This is a genomic window from Aeromonas aquatica, assembly GCF_000764655.1.
Taxonomy (GTDB): Bacteria; Pseudomonadota; Gammaproteobacteria; order Enterobacterales; family Aeromonadaceae; genus Aeromonas; species Aeromonas aquatica.
In genome coordinates this window covers 59,371-75,464 of sequence record NZ_JRGL01000092.1, presented here as the reverse complement: position 1 = coordinate 75,464, position 16,094 = coordinate 59,371, and the positions used below count along the sequence as shown (strand labels likewise).

General features: G+C 61.8%; 12 protein-coding genes. 1 reads left to right on the top strand and 11 read right to left on the bottom strand.

The window, feature by feature from the left end:
• Nucleotides 1-48: 48 nt before the first annotated feature.
• Together LG30_RS0110200 and LG30_RS0110195 are read right to left on the bottom strand one after the other, a co-directional pair.
• Nucleotides 49-411, bottom strand: coding sequence for a lipid-A-disaccharide synthase N-terminal domain-containing protein (locus tag LG30_RS0110200; RefSeq protein WP_033130589.1), 363 nt, complete (start codon nucleotides 409-411; stop codon nucleotides 49-51).
• 88 nt (nucleotides 412-499) lie between these two features.
• Complete coding sequence (locus LG30_RS0110195; protein WP_033130588.1) at nucleotides 500-1,240, bottom strand: glycosyltransferase family 2 protein; 741 nt, start codon at nucleotides 1,238-1,240, stop codon at nucleotides 500-502.
• Nucleotides 1,241-1,594: 354 nt separating this feature from the next.
• Between LG30_RS0110195 and LG30_RS0110190 the strand changes: the two genes are divergently transcribed.
• Nucleotides 1,595-2,440, top strand: a complete 846-nt coding sequence (locus LG30_RS0110190; protein ID WP_033130587.1) for a lytic transglycosylase domain-containing protein — start codon at nucleotides 1,595-1,597, stop codon at nucleotides 2,438-2,440.
• A 666-nt stretch (nucleotides 2,441-3,106) separates the two neighbouring features.
• Here LG30_RS0110190 and LG30_RS0110185 read toward each other — a convergent pair.
• The 9 genes from LG30_RS0110185 to LG30_RS0110145 form a co-directional block, all read right to left on the bottom strand.
• On the bottom strand, nucleotides 3,107-3,391 hold the full coding sequence (locus tag LG30_RS0110185) for a DUF2845 domain-containing protein (RefSeq protein WP_033130586.1): 285 nt from the start codon (nucleotides 3,389-3,391) through the stop codon (nucleotides 3,107-3,109).
• A 72-nt stretch (nucleotides 3,392-3,463) separates the two neighbouring features.
• Nucleotides 3,464-3,688: a hypothetical protein gene (locus LG30_RS0110180; protein ID WP_033130585.1), complete on the bottom strand. Its 225-nt coding sequence runs from the start codon at nucleotides 3,686-3,688 to the stop codon at nucleotides 3,464-3,466.
• Nucleotides 3,685-5,634 (bottom strand): hypothetical protein, encoded by a 1,950-nt coding sequence (locus LG30_RS0110175; protein ID WP_033130584.1) that lies wholly within the window; start codon nucleotides 5,632-5,634, stop codon nucleotides 3,685-3,687. Before LG30_RS0110175 ends, LG30_RS0110180 begins: the two co-directional genes overlap by 4 nt.
• Nucleotides 5,635-5,660: 26 nt before the next feature.
• Nucleotides 5,661-6,062, bottom strand: coding sequence for a hypothetical protein (locus tag LG30_RS22525; RefSeq protein WP_052100975.1), 402 nt, complete (start codon nucleotides 6,060-6,062; stop codon nucleotides 5,661-5,663).
• A 1-nt stretch (nucleotide 6,063) separates the two neighbouring features.
• Complete coding sequence (locus LG30_RS0110165) at nucleotides 6,064-7,221, bottom strand: LamG-like jellyroll fold domain-containing protein (protein ID WP_052100974.1); 1,158 nt, start codon at nucleotides 7,219-7,221, stop codon at nucleotides 6,064-6,066.
• A gap of 2 nt (nucleotides 7,222-7,223) precedes the next feature.
• Nucleotides 7,224-8,423, bottom strand: a complete 1,200-nt coding sequence (locus tag LG30_RS0110160; RefSeq protein ID WP_033130583.1) for a hypothetical protein — start codon at nucleotides 8,421-8,423, stop codon at nucleotides 7,224-7,226.
• Between the two features lie 80 nt (nucleotides 8,424-8,503).
• On the bottom strand, nucleotides 8,504-12,127 hold the full coding sequence (locus LG30_RS0110155; RefSeq protein WP_033130582.1) for a hypothetical protein: 3,624 nt from the start codon (nucleotides 12,125-12,127) through the stop codon (nucleotides 8,504-8,506).
• Nucleotides 12,124-12,507, bottom strand: coding sequence for a hypothetical protein (locus LG30_RS0110150; RefSeq protein ID WP_238566420.1), 384 nt, complete (start codon nucleotides 12,505-12,507; stop codon nucleotides 12,124-12,126). Before LG30_RS0110150 ends, LG30_RS0110155 begins: the two co-directional genes overlap by 4 nt.
• Nucleotides 12,507-16,073 (bottom strand): tape measure protein, encoded by a 3,567-nt coding sequence (locus LG30_RS0110145; RefSeq protein ID WP_033130580.1) that lies wholly within the window; start codon nucleotides 16,071-16,073, stop codon nucleotides 12,507-12,509. The genes LG30_RS0110150 and LG30_RS0110145 overlap by 1 nt, the downstream gene beginning before the upstream one ends.
• Nucleotides 16,074-16,094: the final 21 nt, after the last annotated feature.

Genomic DNA, 16,094 nt, shown 5'->3' with positions numbered 1-16,094 from the left:
CAACCCCGAAACGGGATATCCAGGACGAGCCGGTTGAACCGGGAGTGATCATCTATCATGACGGGTCTCGTTATTGGCAAGCTTGTCCCGCTTCCAGCCACGATGCTGGATATCCAGATAGAGGCTGTAGAGTGCGGTAAAGGTGGGGAACAGGTTTTGCAGCACGCCGACGGAGTCCTGCTTGGGGGAGAAGACGAAGTAACTCAGGGTCATCAGGCTGCCGAGCACGCTCATGTACCAGAACATGCGAGGGATCACCGGCTTGCCAGCGCGCTTGGAGGCGACGAACTGCACCAGCCAGCGGCCGCCGAACATCAGTGCCCCCGTGTAACCGATGATCTTCCAGCCGGTCACATGCAAGCCAGTCCAGTCCAGCCAGTCGAGCGGCATCGAAAGCAAGGCATCGATCATATCGGCCACTCCTGATTCCAACCTGTCACATGCAAAGCACTCTCACGCCAGTCCAGCCAGATCAATGGCATCGAAAACAGGGCATAGATCACTCCAATGTCTCCCTGACCTCGACCACCTTGGAGCGGCGCTGCAACCACCAGACGCCGACCACGTCCACCAGCCCGACCCAGAGCCGGTTCCAGACGCCATATTTGGAGACGCCCGCCTGTCTGGGTCTGTGGTTGATCGGCCAGGGCGACATCCGCCCCCCCTGAGCCTGGATCAGCGCCGGAATGTAGCGGTGCATGTGGTTGAATGAGGGCAGACGCAGATACCAGTCACGACGAACCACCTTGAGACCACAGCCAGTATCCGGGATGCCGTCACGCAGCAACATATTGCGAAAACCGTTGGCCAGTTTGGAGGAGAGTCGCTTGACCCAATCATCGCGGCGATTGACACGGTGACCGATAAGTCCCACTTGCGTGGGATCCTGCGCGAAGCGGCGCTTGGCCTCTTCCAGCATGGCGGGAATGTCGGCCGGATCGTTCTGGCCATCGCCGTCCAACACCACCAGCCAATCACCACGGCCATGGCGTACCCCGCTCAGCACCGCCATGCTCTGGCCGACGGCACGTACGTGACGCACCACCCTCAGGCTGGCGAAGCGAGACTTCAGCTCGCCGAGGACGGCAAAGCTGTCATCCTCGCTGCCATCATCCACGTAAATCAACTCGTAGTCGTACTTCCCCGCCAACGCGGCATCGATCTCGCCGATAAGGGGAGCCAGATTGTCCCGTTCATCCTTGGCGGGCACCACGACTGATACATCGATTGAATAACCCATATGAGCTTCCCGACTATAAAAAAGGAGATAACACACTGTCAGTTGCACCATGAGTGGCGGCAGACGGCTGTTCGAACCTCATGCAAATACAAGGTGTTAAAAAAATTGATACCCGCAGTTTATCACCTCGGTAGTAACAATCGCATCATTAACAGGGTGATTGAAAGCGTCGTGTCGCTGGTCTCACCCTCATGTCTCGTGGCGCCAATTGGATTGGTTAATTTCTGATCACCAAAAGTTCCATACCGTTTTCATCTCTGATGGTCGAACACATAACCACATGTTCCATCGCCCGGCTGGCAACCGCCCCATAGAGGACCTATATCTTGCGGATACAAATATGAGGTATTCATCATGCAGCGACTCTGCACTTGGGGCTGGGGACTCCTGATACTGCTCGCCACCACATCGTCCCATGCCGAGTCATTTCGCCAGGCGCCCAAGGCCATGAGCGCCTTGCGTCAGGGCGCCGCCATCGAGCGCAGCAACCCGCGGCAAGCCATCGCCCATTACTGCAACGCGGCCAGCCTCGGCAACCCGGAAGCCTATTTTCGCATCGGTCGCCTGCTGGCTCGCGGGCCACAAGGGATCCGCAGTGCCAGCCATGCCAACGCCTATCTCGCCATGGCCATGCGCCTTGGCAACCAGCAGGCCACCCGCTACTACAACGCACGGGTGGGCAATGCGCCCCTCGGCACCTGCGGCATCGGTGGCGGCTCCGGCGGAGCGCCCTGGATACGCCCCGGTGTCCCCTTCGATCAGGATAGCTACCTGGCCCGCCAGTCCCTCACCAAACAGAAGCTGGCTGTCCTGATCCGCCAGGCGGCTCACCGCCACAAGGTCAACCCGCAGTTGGCGCTGGCCATTGCCATCGCCGAGTCGAACCTCAACAGCTTCGCCGTCTCGCCCAAACAGGCGCAGGGCGTCATGCAACTCATCCCCGAAACGCAGCAGCGATTCGGAGTGACCCGCCCGTTCGATCCGGAGCAGAACATCCGTGGCGCCATGATCTATCTGAAGTGGCTGGAGAAGCAGTTCGGTCCAGACTGGGTCAGGATCAGTGCCGCCTACAACGCCGGTGAACAGGCCGTGGTCCGCTACGGGGGCGTGCCACCCTATCAGGAGACCCAAGAGTACGTGCAACGGGTGCTCTACTACTCGGGGCACGACCAACCCAAGGCGGTGCGACGGCCACGGTGACCATGCCCACCGGTACCAGATTGCCGAACCCGCCATCCAGGGGGCAGACCGAATCCTATCGGATCAGGCTTAAGGAAAAATTAAGCTTTCTCCCCCGATGACGTTGCCCCCTGGCTTTCACTATCCCGCGCCCTGCTCAGAGGTGCGTCGGCCCGCAATAACCAATCTGTTGTCCACTTTGCCGCCCCCTGCCCATTGGTTTACAATCGACGGGTTTTTTGGAACCGGGTTGGCCTCTGCCGACCAGGCCCACCACGACCTCAGTCTGTTAATGCCAAGACATTAAGCTGCTGAAAAGGAAGAGAATTAGCCAATGGCTCAATTTATTTACACCATGAATCATTGGAATTTATCAAAAGCCATTCAGAGCTAACGCGAGCCGCATAAAGCTAGACAAAACAGCATATTAATTTAATTCTTCTTTGGCTTTTCATAGCTTAACTTAGCTCTTAATGTGGCCCCAATTTGGCCCCAAACGCTAAATTTATCTCTTCGATGGCCCCAGAATGGCCCCAAATTTACGGCGCTAATATTGGGGGATCGTCGTGCTCATCACCAAGAGTTATAATACTGTCAGATCTCACAGTAGCAATGATGCGCAAGGGAAAAACGTCCAACAGGCGTGATAAGTCGCGCAATCAATGACCACGTTTGGCCGGTAACGTCTCAACGAGTAAGGTCCTCTATGGATACAACCTTGCTATCCATGATGGTCACCACTTGCGGGATATCTTGCTCACTCTTCTGGTAGGTCCAGCGCTCCCCCACTTTCGGTGCATCGAGCAGGCGAGTGTCGATGATGTCTTCTTTCATCTGGGGTTGGCCGCACTTCTTTTGTACGTTAAAGGCGGCATCACCTGCGCTGATCAGCGCACTCTTACATCTCATCGCACCAGCCTCAGCGGTTAGCGGAAGCAACGCGGCCAAGCCAAGCAATATCCAGTGTTTCATTCCGACTCCTTGTCCGTCATTCACAGGCTAATTGATGGCATCAATTGTAGCTCTACTGATCCACCTGAAGGTTCAGACTTCGATCTCATAGGTAGGCAATTCCGGCGCGTCACCTACCAATTCTCCACCCCGGTAAAAGGCCTTCTGGCCGATGGCCACCCCTCCCCCTCGCACCACCACCACGCCACCACCCAGTGCCTCCAACGTGGTGCTAGTGCCGGTCGTCGCCGTGACGGTACCGACCAGCAATGGATCGGCGCCGGGCACCAGCTCCATGAATCGCTTAAACAGGTTCATACAAAACGCTCCACGCTCAACTGCTGGCGTACCGTCATGGCTTTGTTCTGCAGTGCAGCAGAGACCCTGACGCCCCGGTTATAGCCCTTCCAGCCATCCACCGCGAGCAGTGCCCCCGGAAGAATCAGACCCGTATCTGCCGACAGTGGCAGCTCGATGGTCTGGGTGCGCCTCGGCAGGGTCTTGGCCAGGGCCACCACGCCCTGGGCACGGGCCGCCAGCACATCGCACACCAGCGGGTGGGTGATGGTCGGTGCCTGCCGCTCGCCCGCCGTCCCCTGACGCAGCACCCGCGCACTGATGCCCTGATGGCCACCGCTAACCCATATCCCGTTGGCTGCCTGCCCCGGTTGGAAGTCGCTGCCCAGGGTCGTGATGATGGCCCGAGGGATGGCCACATCGGCCAGGGCGGTGTCGAGCTGCCAGGGCACGGTCGGATAGCGCGGCATGATGACCAGGTGCTGACTGCGCTGGTGCGGCAGCACAAAGCCCCCGGCTGCCTCGGCCAGGTACTTGATCGCCTCAATCGGGGTCTGGCTATCCAGGCTGAAGAACCCGGCCGGTACCAGCCAATCCGGCGCCTGCCAGTCCAGTGTCCAGCCAAACGGCAGCAGAGCCGCCGCCAGCTGGGCCATGGTGGCCGCCGCACTCTCGCTCACCGCGTGTGGCAAGAGATGGGTTGGCGACAGGTAGGCGGTGCGAGAACGGCCGGACAGGGTGGCGGATTCGCGGGCAAAGCTCTGGCTCGACTGCCAGCCATCGCACACACAATCCCATTGCTGACCATTGATGTGGATGCTCACCTCCTCCTCATCAGTCAGGGCAGCCGCCGCGATGCGCGGGATCTGGGCACTGAACTGCCAGGCCCAGGAGTCGGTGTCGAGCTCGATGCTTAACGAGGTAGCGGGAATGTCGAGGCCATCGCGCACCCGTACAATGCTTGCTGTGTTACTCACCAGGTAAACCCTCCGGGTCGGAATCACGATCTGGGCGTCTTGCCCGTACCAAACGAACTCAAGGCTGGCGTCACCGCGCAAGCGGTTAAAGGCCAGCTGGAGCTTGCGCCGTTCCGGCTTGGCGGGCTCCACCGGCTTCTCGGGGTAGGGGCTGGTGCCGGGCGGTGGCTGGATTGCCTCATCCCAGCCATCCCGCCAGCCTTTGTGAAGCGGGTCACCGAGCTGCCAGTCTCCCCCCAGCACCTGGCCCAGCGGGGCGCCTTGCTGCCAGGTGTCGGCCTGCCATGCCCGGTCCAATCTGGGCGGGTAGCGGTAGCCCGACAGGTGCCAGCTGTCGACCTTGGCCGCCTCCACCCAGAGGGTGCCCACCACGGTATGGCCAGGGGGCAGGCTGTCGAACGAGTGGCCAGCCTGGGCACCGAGGGGCTGCCCCTCGTCAAAGCGGCCCTGATGCACCTGGTAGCGCTTGGGCATGATGCCGCTGTGCTCGGTGACCCCATCGGTCAGCACGGCCCCCTCCTGCCAGTCGTTCCCCCTCGCCACCGCCATCACGGCGGGCGTCTGCCAGTCACTGGCCACGGCCTCGGTGAGCAGGGCGGCGCGCTGCCAGTCGTCTTGGCTGGTGTGGCTTGCCCCCCGAAATACGTTGATGTCATAACCCGCTTGCAGGTGATGGCTCACCGGCTGAGCGGTACTGGACCAGGCGCATTCGATAATGATGGTCGCCACCAGGTCGGCAACCGGCGCCGCCGGGGTGCTGGCAAGGCTGCCCTGGTGGATGAGCCCCGCCACCACCTCGGCCTGCGGGTTGGCCAGCACCGGGTGCAGCGCCGCAGGCAGCACCAACCCCGGCGAGCAGGCGAGCACGGGCGGCAGGCTGGTGCCGCGCAGCACCGCCGCATAACGCTGGATGGCGCTGGGGTTCAGCTCCATCGCGCCGGTGTTCTGGCGGGCCTTGCGCAGCTCCAGGGCGGGATCGGTTCTGGCCATGCTTGCCTCGGTGGGTCAGGGGTGGATTAGGGCTCGGTGATGGTGGCGCTGTTGATGCGCAGCATGGCGCCGCTAAACAGCTCGTCGGCGGGGATCTCAATGTCGGCGCCACTGCCTGGCGGCCCCACATCGAGATCCGCCACAAAGCTGCCGTCCCGGTCGCTGATGCGCCCCCAGCTCGGGATCCCGTTGCCGCTGACCAGCTGCTCGGCCAGGGGCTTGAGCGCCAGCATGCCCCCGGTGACGGTCTGGGCGCAGGGGTGGGCAAACTGGAGGGTCGCCAGCAACGAACCGGTGATGGCAGCACCTGGGGCAGGCCGGGGGCCAACGTAGATCTTGAGGGTCGCCGGGCCGGTGCTGCCGGCGTCGATGGCCGTGGCCAACAGCTGGACGCGACTGGTGCGCAAGGGGTCCGAAAATGTCAGCATGTCATGCTCCTGTCAGGCCGATCCCCTCACCGGGGGCGTAGGGTTTGGGCAGCTGGAAGTCGGCGGCCACGGCGTTGTAATCGGCGGGGCCGAACGCCGGATCATCCTGGGCGACCAGCATGTAACGGCGGTTCAGCCACAGCAGATCGAACCGATATTTTCCATCACTGGCCCGGCTCGTGGTCTCGGCTACCAGCTCGCCGGACTGGGTGAAGCAGAGCACCCGCCGGGCCACCCCCTCGCCGTCGATGGTCACCGTGCTCTCGATGTAGCCCTGCTCCACATTGCGCACCCCATCCCGTAGCCAGAAATAGTCCCGCCCCTTGATCATCGGGAACTGGGTCAACTCCTGAGCCAGCACCGGCCCGGCAAACAATGGCGGGCTGCCGCGCCAGGCCACGTCCTGCGGCTGGAATTGGCTACGGGGCTCCTGGTTGGCGAGGGTGGCGGTGAGGTGATGAACTTCCCAGCCCATGGCCCCAAAAAACAGGGCAGAGCGGGCCAGGATCTCGTCGCTGGTTAGGATTCGGTTGTAGATAGCAAGGTGGGCCATGTACCCATTAGATGGCCCTGCCGTTCCACCCCGAGAAAACAGATGCAGCGGCACCGCCGTCTGAATGGCTTGTGAACCAGAACCAGTGTTGATGCTGGTTTGACTCACTGTTCCATTGACCGCTGTCGATAATTTAGCGCCATCCATTACCAACACGATATGAGCAAGCCCTGGCAGGTTGCTGGCCGCGCCTTGAAAAACGCTAGGAGTAGTGGGCACCCCCAGAAAGGAACCAAACGCAGGCACCTGGCCAGGTGCTTGCGCTGAGGTGTAGGATTGCACCGACCAGTTATTGTTGGCTCCCCCCCGCTCCAGCCATACCACGTTTTCGTCAGCCACCCCGGCCACCACCAGTTCGATGGTCAGCTTGTTACCCCGAAATTCGGCCCGGTCTGGTACTGTGACCAGTGGCGAACTGACCCCCTTGGTCATGGTCAGATCCATACCAAACAGTGTCTTTATCTGCTGGCTGAAGGTGCCGCTCTGGCTGCCGTGATGGGCATTGGCCGACAGGTCAAGCCCGAGGTTGCTGGGGTTGTTCAAGGGGTAATATACCACCGGATTACTGGCCAGGATCAGGTCTCGTAGCGCTTGATCGCTTGCCATGATTACCTCCAGGGCCCGGTCAGATCGAACCCCATCAGGGAAGCGGGGGCAGCCACGCTGTTTTCGTTGTAGGTGGATTGAATAAACCGCACGATCTTGCCTGGCAAGGCCGGCATGTTGGCAAAGTTTTTACGGGTGAAGGCAGCGACATTGGCATAGGGGACCACCAAACCCGGCAGATAGCCGCGCAAATGGTTGTTGGTCTCCATCACCATGATGGGATCGGTGCTCATGTAGAACGCATTATCCGGCCCGTTGGGAATATTCATCCCATTGCCGAAGCGGCCGAACAACCCCTTTAACCACCACCCTGTCACCCCGAACAATTGATGATAGGGACGTGCCATCGCCCTATGATTGCTGTCATCGAAGGCCAGCAGGCTGTTATAGACGTAAGCGTAATTCTGCGAAAGACCGGTCTGATCCCAGCGGCGACTAGAATCATCCGCCGTAGTCGTCGAGTAGGTGCTCAGCACCGCATGATAGCGGTCACCGGGGCGAACCGACTTGATATAGCCGAACATCAACACCGGCTGGCAACTGTGCTGAGCATAAGCGGGCAGGAAGTAGATCAGCTGGCTGTCGCCAATCAAATCCCAGCGCTTATCGGAGTAGCGCCCCGTGCAGGGCCAGCGGTGGTCATAGATCAGGGTGTAGGTGTTGATATCAACGACATCCTCCACAAGCTGAGCCTTGGCTAAATAAGCCCTGTAGGTCGCGCCAGTCCACCCCGAGAACGCCGTGTTGTCGATGCGCAGAGAGACGTTGCCCGACTCGCTGACGTTGGTCGGCCGGTAGATGGCCACCATGCCGTCCCCACTCTCATGGGTCAGGGTCCAGCCGAGCGGGGCCACCTTCATGGTCATGGTTGCGCCGCTGCCGGCCATGCCGGGGTTGCCGGCGTCCAGCTCGAACCAGACCTCGGTGCTGCTCACCTTCTTGATGCGGTGCTCGCCGTTATAGCCGCCGGGGCTGACGCCGGTCACCTCGATCACCGAGTCTTGCAGATAGGCATGGCCCCCCGAGAAGGTGGCCTTGGCGGCGCCCTCGGTCGCATCCCACACCAGGGCGTTGATGGTCAGGTTGCCAAAGCCGGTCACCAGCACCGCCTTGAGCAGCGCCGTCAGTGCGCCGGCAGTGGTATCCCCCAGGCTCGGCGCCCCCTGCATATTGCTCGCAAACCACTTCACCGGAAAAGCCATAGCATTCTCTCCATGGGTGGGGCGTCATGCCCCACTTGAATAAGGGGGTGGGGCACGTTGCCCCACCCTGTCATTGCCTATCAGCGGTTGATGTTGCCGCGCAGTTGCAGCTCGAACTTGTCCGACTCCATCGCTGCCACCGACTGCAAGATGGTCCTGATCGCCCACACCGGGTAACTGGCCGCCTGAGTGGTGAAGCGCAGCACGTTGCCCGAGGACCAGCCCGCCCCCCAGCCTCGTTTGTCGATGAAGAAATAGGGCTGGTTGCTGTTGGGGTTGAGCGGCGCAAAGTCGCTGTTAATGTCCCCCAGCGCGATCTGGCCCACATGCTCCCCGACCAGCACGAAGCTGGTGCTGGACTGGAAGATGATGGCCCAGCGCTCTTGCAGGGTGGCCCGGTTGGTCACCAGCAGCGGGTAAGCGGTGTCGTTGTACTGCGCCGTGCAGGGGTCGCCTATCAGGAAGTCAGACCAGGTGTTGGTCCAGACCTTCTGATCGAACAACCCGGTATAGCGCGCCCACAGGTCCCCCATGATCAGCGCGCTCGATACCAGGGTGTCGGCGGCGTCGTAGTCGTGAGACAGCGGCCGCGCCAGCACCAGGCGGCCCGAGATCTCCACGTCGGAGACCAGGCTCATGTCCTCGATGCGATGCACCGCCACCAGGGGCTCCACGTAGCCGGTCAGGTTCAGCGGGCTGGCCAGGGTGACGATCCCGCTGTCCAGGTTGACGCTGTAGAGCGCCGGGGCGAGTTGCTTGCCGTTCTTGTCCTCCACATGGGCATACGCCAGCCGCTGGCGGGTGGTGTTGAGCTGCTGCCCCGCCGTGACCCCCATCGGGAAGGCGCTGCGCTGGGTGCTATGCACCACCACGATGTTGCCCTTGCGGATGAACGGCACCCGCCCGTCAGACGGCAGCCGCACCGGATCCAACCCGATGAGATCCGCATCCAGCGGCAGGTAACTGAACACCACGCAACTAAAGCGGATGGTGTCGGCCACCACGCTGACAGGGCGCCAGATCTTGCCATCCTCCCCCACCTGCTCGGCGTCGTACCAGGGTTGGGCCTCGTTGCCGGCGGCCGTGACCTTGCGGCCAAAGCGCACCGAGACGATGCCGGTCTGGTAGTCCACCCGCCCGTCCATGTCGAGGGTGGTAAAGTAGCCGTCGCCGTCGGCCGTGGCCTCGATGCGGCGGCCGCTGGCGGTGTTGGCGCTGATGTAGAGGCTACCGGGTGCCAACGGGGCGCCAGGCGTCCTGAACGTCACCGCATCCACCGACTGGGCGCTGAACGAGGTGGCCAGGGAGTGCAACTGCGGTTGGGCAGTCTGCCCCGCCGACCAGTCGGCCAGCACCGCCACCCCGTTGGAGTAGTCGATGGTGCCCGCCTGAATGCCGGCGCCGGTCTCCGGGTCGGGATTGCGGTAGATCAGCCCTTGGCGATCCACGTAGGTGCTGCCCCCTAGGGTGAAGCGCAGCGAGCCCTCCAGGATCGCCTCAGCAAAGCCGGGGGTCACGTCGATGCGCAGCGCCTGGGCGGTCAGGGTGGCGTTTTGTGCCTGGGCCGAGTTGTTGTTGCGGTAGGTCACATCTACCCACCCCTGCTGGCCATCGGGGAAGGTGTAGGCGGTGTTGTGGTACTGGATCCCGGTCATGGTCCAGCGCTGCACCGCGAGCTGTTGGTTGCCCTCCCAGCGGGTGCCCACGGTGACCCAGGCATAGGTTGGCTTGGGCAAGGGGGCGCTGCCGTCCGGCATGAAATGCAGGGTGCCGGCGGCGTAGTCGATGGCCCCCAGCTCAAAGCCGCTGGCATCGCGCAGCTTGCCGAGCCCGTCATCCTGCAAGGTGATGATGGGGTCACGGGTCTGGATCACCAGCTCCTGATCGTCCACATCAAAGGTGTGATAGAGCGCGTTGAACTTCACCCGCAGACTGCCGGGGGTGAGGTTGTGGGCGCCGCCGCCGTCCAAGCCGTCCAGCGTGATGGAGAGGTGCCCCACCATGCCGGGCGTACTCAGGCGGCCCGGTTCGACATGATGCTCGGTCACCGGCTCACCATACTGATACTGGGCCACGTACTCCTGGCCCAGGGCGGGCAAGGTGATGTGCTCCAGATCGATGATGCCCTCGGCATAGTTGATGATGCCGGTAATGTCCCCCCGGATCTTGCCATCCCCCACCGAGTCGTTGGCGGTCTTGTCTGTGCCCCAGGTCAGGATCAGGCTCTTGGGCGTGATGCCGGTGTGGGGCAGCTGCCAGGCACTCTTGCCGATGCTGATCGGCTGGCCTGACCGGTTGGTGTAGTTCACCGGGGTGGCCCAGCTGAACATGATGCTGGTGTCCACGTCCGGCAGGGCGCCCAGGGTCAACAGCACCGAGCCGGTGGCGAAGTTCAGCAGACCAGATCCATAGGAGCTGTCTTGCCCCAGCAGTTCGCCCCGGCCGTTGTCCTTCAAGTCGTACCATTTGCCTTGCGCCATAAAGCTGATGGTCAAGCTGCCTGGCGCGGGGGTCGGGTGCAGGGTGTTGGTGAACGCATAGCCCCGGTTGTTGGCCTTGATCTCGATGCTGGCGGTATCGGCGATGCGGGCCGGGCGGGCCGCCGGCCAGAAGCTGACGGTTTTGCTCTGGCTGCCGTAGTTCGGGCACTGGGCGTTGAACTCACACTGCCCCCGGCCGTAGTCGATAGACCCGATCACGGACCCACCCACCACCAGGGAGCCGCCACGGTCGGTGATCAGCGCCGCGCCTATGGTGATGCTCACCGTGCCGGGCAGCGCGCCCGTGCCGAGGAACAGGCCCCGGCTGGGGGCGATGCTGGCCACGGTACTGAACGACACCTGCCCCTTGCCCGAATCCACCAGGCTGGCCAGCTCGCCGGCAGCGGTCAGATCCACGGCCGGGGTTTCAGAGCGGGCCGCCGGCACCAGCTGGGTAAAGATGGTTTTGGCCTTCACCTGGAGCGCGCCAAAGTGGGCATCCTCGGCCAGCTTGGTGGTGGCGAAGTAGTTGGCCGCATCGGCCACCACCGTCTCGCGCAGGGCTGTCTTGGGGTTGGTCACCACGTCATAGGGGGTGGGCTGCTCCCCCTCGAAGGTGTAGCGCAGGGGATCGGCCAGGGTGCAGGTCACCACGTTGCGGGTGAACTCCGGCACCCCTGGGATCTGGAACTTGGCCAACTGCTGGCCTACGTCCAGCACCCTGACGTACTGCTCGAACTCCCCCGCCTTGCCCTCGTTGCCGACCAGCACCAGGGTCTCGCCGATCTCCGGCAGACGCACCTCGACCCGCTGGAAGAAGCGGATCGCCCGCTGACCCTGCAACTGGGTGTCGTAGAGGAAGCCGCGCCACTTAGGCCCCCGTGCCAGATAGCGCTCCAGCAAGTCGCGGGCCTCGGTGCGAGTGTCGTGATGATCCTTGCTGCTCATCAGGCACAGGCCGACGTTGGGATCGGCCGGCGGCAACAGCACGGTGGCATTGGCGCCATAGTAGGTGGCCGTGTCGTCGGTCTGCACCGCCAGAAACACCTTGCGCAGGTTGACCACGCCATAGGCGCGATCCAGATCGGAAATGTCGGGAAAGACGCTGTTATGCTCCCCGCTCACGATCTCGTGACCGGTAACCCGGCCACCACCATCGGGTGTGTCAGTCAGCCGCTGGCTGGCCATCAGCCGAATGTCGCTGGCTAAAATTCCAGTTGTCATGGGGTTACCTCGAGAAGGCGAAGCGTGATTTCATAGGGGGTTTGGCCATCCGGGTCGGCGATCCGATAGAGTTGCTTTGCCTCGAATCCCCCACCGCTTTCACGACGCCAGAGCACCGTGAAGGTGCGACCGTTAAGGTGGAGCGGCATTCGAGTAGATGGCCCTGCGGCCAGCGCCTGCAGATCCAAGACGGTTGAACGTCTCACCCATGCCTCACCATCTGAGCGAAGAGTGATAGGGCGTCCCTCAGATTGGACGGACTCTTCGACGAGAATGGCTCCGGATAACGTTGGGGTGATGACCTGCCCGACAGGTTCCCACCCGAACTCATCTTCCCAATCCAGGTCATCTGGCAATTCGATTCCGGCTAATGTGATCATCAGCTTCTGAGTCCTTGCTGTTTCAACAGGCGCAGTAAGGCCTCCAGGTTTTCCTCATCGGACTGGACTTCTGCGCTGTCGGTGGCGGATTTGAGGTAAATGGTGACCGTTTTATTGCTGCCTGATGGCGTCGGCACACTTTGCTGTTGCTGGGGCTGTGTGGGCCCTGCAGTTGGCTGAGGCGTCGTTTTCTCTGCTTCCTTCTGCTGCGCCTTATTCAACTCCTTCTGGAGCTGAGCACGCATGGCCTCCATTTCCTTCTGGAACTTCTCGCCGTAGAACTTGCTCCACTCGCTGTAGGCGGGAATGTCTTTGACCTTCTGGCTGTAGCGGGCCAGCTCCTCCTCCACCCCGGCGAGGGTGTTGGCCAACGCATCGGCGTTGCCACGCAGGTTATTGATATCCACTGTTTTGTAGAAGAAGGAGCCCGCGGCCACCGAACGCGTATTCGTGGGGCCGGCGCCGGTATTGCTGGATCCACTGCTGCTGATAGCATCTTCAACATCGGACTTGGTTTTCTTGGCCTCTTCCTGCACCCCTTTGAGGTTCTCCCTCATGGTGTCGGTCGCACTCTTCGACTTGTCCGCCGCGGTGTTGAAGCCATCACCAATCTCGGCCGCCTTCACCTTGGTCTGGCGGATCTGGTCATTCAGATACCCAAGCCCGCGCCCTTGCTCCTGTGCCGAGATTTTCCCGGCCTGTCCCAGCGACAACCAGATCCGGCGTAGCTCCTCCAGCTCTTGCGCCGTGTCTGCCTTGTTGACGGCCGCCTTCATGGCGGCGGCAATGTCTTGGGAGGTGGCATTCACATCGGTAGCGACCGCGCGGAAGGTATCGATTGTCTGGCGGCCCACCGCATCAATGCCGGTGTGGAGCGCCTGATAATCAACGCCGAGGCGGCGCAGCTTTTCAGACAATACCGACTCGGTGATCTGGGCCGTGCTGATGGCACCATTTTTCATGGTGTCGAAGGCCGCCATTGACTGGACTTTCAACACCTCGAGATCCTGCAGGCTCATGTCCTGCAGGCTCTTGCGCAGTCCTGCGTCGATCTCGGTCTGGGTGACCTTGCCTTGTTCGCGCAGGGTATCGAGTGCCAAGGTGATATTCTGCAAGGAGGTCGGGTCCCCCATTTGCAGTCCCTTGAACATCTCGTTGATCCCGGTGGTCGTCTCCTTTCCTTTGGCTTTGAGCATGTCGAAGTCGGCCACCAGCTTAAGCACCGCCGGGCGGGTCTTGGCGTCGATGGCCTGACCGGCCAAGTCCGCTCCAGCCGCCAGATCGAGAAACCCCTGTCGCATGCTGGCCAGCGCCGCATCGGCCTGGTACTGCATGGCCTCGGCTTTGAGGCCGGAGGCTTCCAGCGCCTTTTGTACCTGCAGTTGACCGGTCAGATATTCGCGGTGACCCTGCAGGCGTTGTTCATAGGCCGCCCGCTCGGTGGCCGAGAGGTTGACCACCTCCTGTGCAGTGAGGATCTGTACATTCTTGAACTCTTCAAACTGCGCCATGGTGGTCATCCCCTGGCGCTGCAGCTGGGCAAAGAAGGCGCGTGACTGCTCGGCCACCCGTTGCTCAACTTCCCCTGCCTCGCCCATCCTGGCCGCCCAGACCCCGGCGTCTTCGGCCAGCTTGGCCAACCCCTTGCCCCCCTCATAGACCAGTACGGAAAGACCAGCGGCAACCGCACCATTGCCCAAGGTCAGCGCCGCCAGCACCCCGTTCAGCTTGACCGCTTTTTTGCTCGTCTTGTCGAGCTCCTTGCCGGCCTCTGCTGTCGGCTGTACAACCCCTGTTTTCATCGCCTGCCCGAAGCCGAGCAGCTGGGAACTCCACTGGATCACCTTCATGGTGCCCCAGACCTTCACCACCAATCCGATCCCGTCTCTCATCTCGACAAGGGTTTCGGTGATCCCACGAATGGCGATGGCGCCTGACTTCATGCCATCCGACACGCCTTGCGCCCAGTCAGCCAGACTGCCATCTGCCGCTGCCGCTTTGATCTGGGCAGTGACCTCTGCCAACTCGGATTTGATGAAGGCAAATATCCCCGCATCGGCTACAGCCAGTTCGACCTGGTTCAGCTGCTCCAGGAAGTTCGACCAGATACCTCCGAAGGTCTGCGCCATTTCCTCTGACGCGCCGGCCGCATCCTCGCCCATCGCCTTGATCAACAACTCGATCTCGTTACGCCCCAGCTTGCCTGCCGTGGCCATGGCGATGATCTCGTCAGTGGTCTTGCCCATGGCTTTCGCCAGCAGTTTGGCCGCAGCTACCGAGCGCTCATTGAGCTGGTTCATCTCCTCGGCTTGCAGCTTGCCTTTGACATAGGCTTGCCCGAGGGCGGTGATGATCCCTTCCAGATCCTGATAAGTGCCTGCCGTCTTGGCGGTGTAGTTGGCCGTTGCCTGCAGCACCCCGTTATAGGGATCCAATCCGAAGTTCTTGGCCTTGATAAAGGCGGTGGTGATCTCGTTGAGTTGGAACGGGGTCTTCTCGTTGAACTCCCGCAACCAGGCCAGTGCCTTCTCGCCACCAGCCGCACTGCCTTCCACACTCTTGAGCGATACGCCCAAACGCTCGATCTCGTCAGCCGTTCTGACCATCCCGGTAGTGCGGGCAACCAGTTGGTCAAAGCTGAGATAGGCTGCAGCAACACCGGTGATCTTACCCGCCAGGGCAGCCCATCCTTGCTCACCGCTCTGAACTGCTTCATGCAGTTGCTCGGTGTTCTGCTCTGCCTGCTTGGCTTTCTTGCTGTATGCCTCCATGCCGGCGGCAGTGGAGCGCAATTGCCCTGCCTGTCCGGCAAGCTGGCTCTTCAGGTACGCCACTTGAGCCCCAGCCTGCTGACTGGCCGTTTCAACCCGTCTCTGCTCACTGGCCAGCTTACGGGTATCGACCCCAGCCTCACTCAGGGCACGGCGCAGCCCGTTAAGCGTGGTGTTCTGCCGCTGATACTGGCCATCAAGGGATTGCACTTCACGGCGAGCGGCATTGAACTCCCGAGCCTGTTGGCGCAGCGCCTTCTCCGTCGAGTCGAGCCCACGCTTGAGCTCATTGGTGTGGCTCGCGCTCTCTTTGTACTGGTCGCCCAGCAGGCGGACCTGATCACGCACATCCTTGAGCGCCTGACGCTGCTCCTTGGTGACGCTGTTCGCCTCGCTGTTCGCTTGGCGGAGCAGATCCACCTTGGCCTTGGCTTCGGCATGGGCACTCGCCAGCCGCTCGGTCTCCTGCCGACTGGCACCGTAAGCCGCATTGGAGGCAGTCAGTTGTTGTTTGGCATCAGCCAACGCCTTGCCCATGCCGGTGGCCCGGGTGCGAGCAGCCTCCAGCCCCTCCCCCAGATCGGCAGTGCTGCGCTTGAGGTTGGCAAACTGGGACAGGGTCGCGTTCTGCTCACCAAGCCGCTGCAGCTCGTCGCCAAGGGAGCCAACCTGCTCGCTGCTGGATTCTGTTTCTCCCCCCAGCGCCCCCACCTCGGTGATGAGTTTACTTACCTCGGCCAGCCCCTCAACGGCGGCACGGATCCGCAGCTGGATATCGGTATCGTTGCTGGCCATGGGGATTCCTCAGAAATGAAA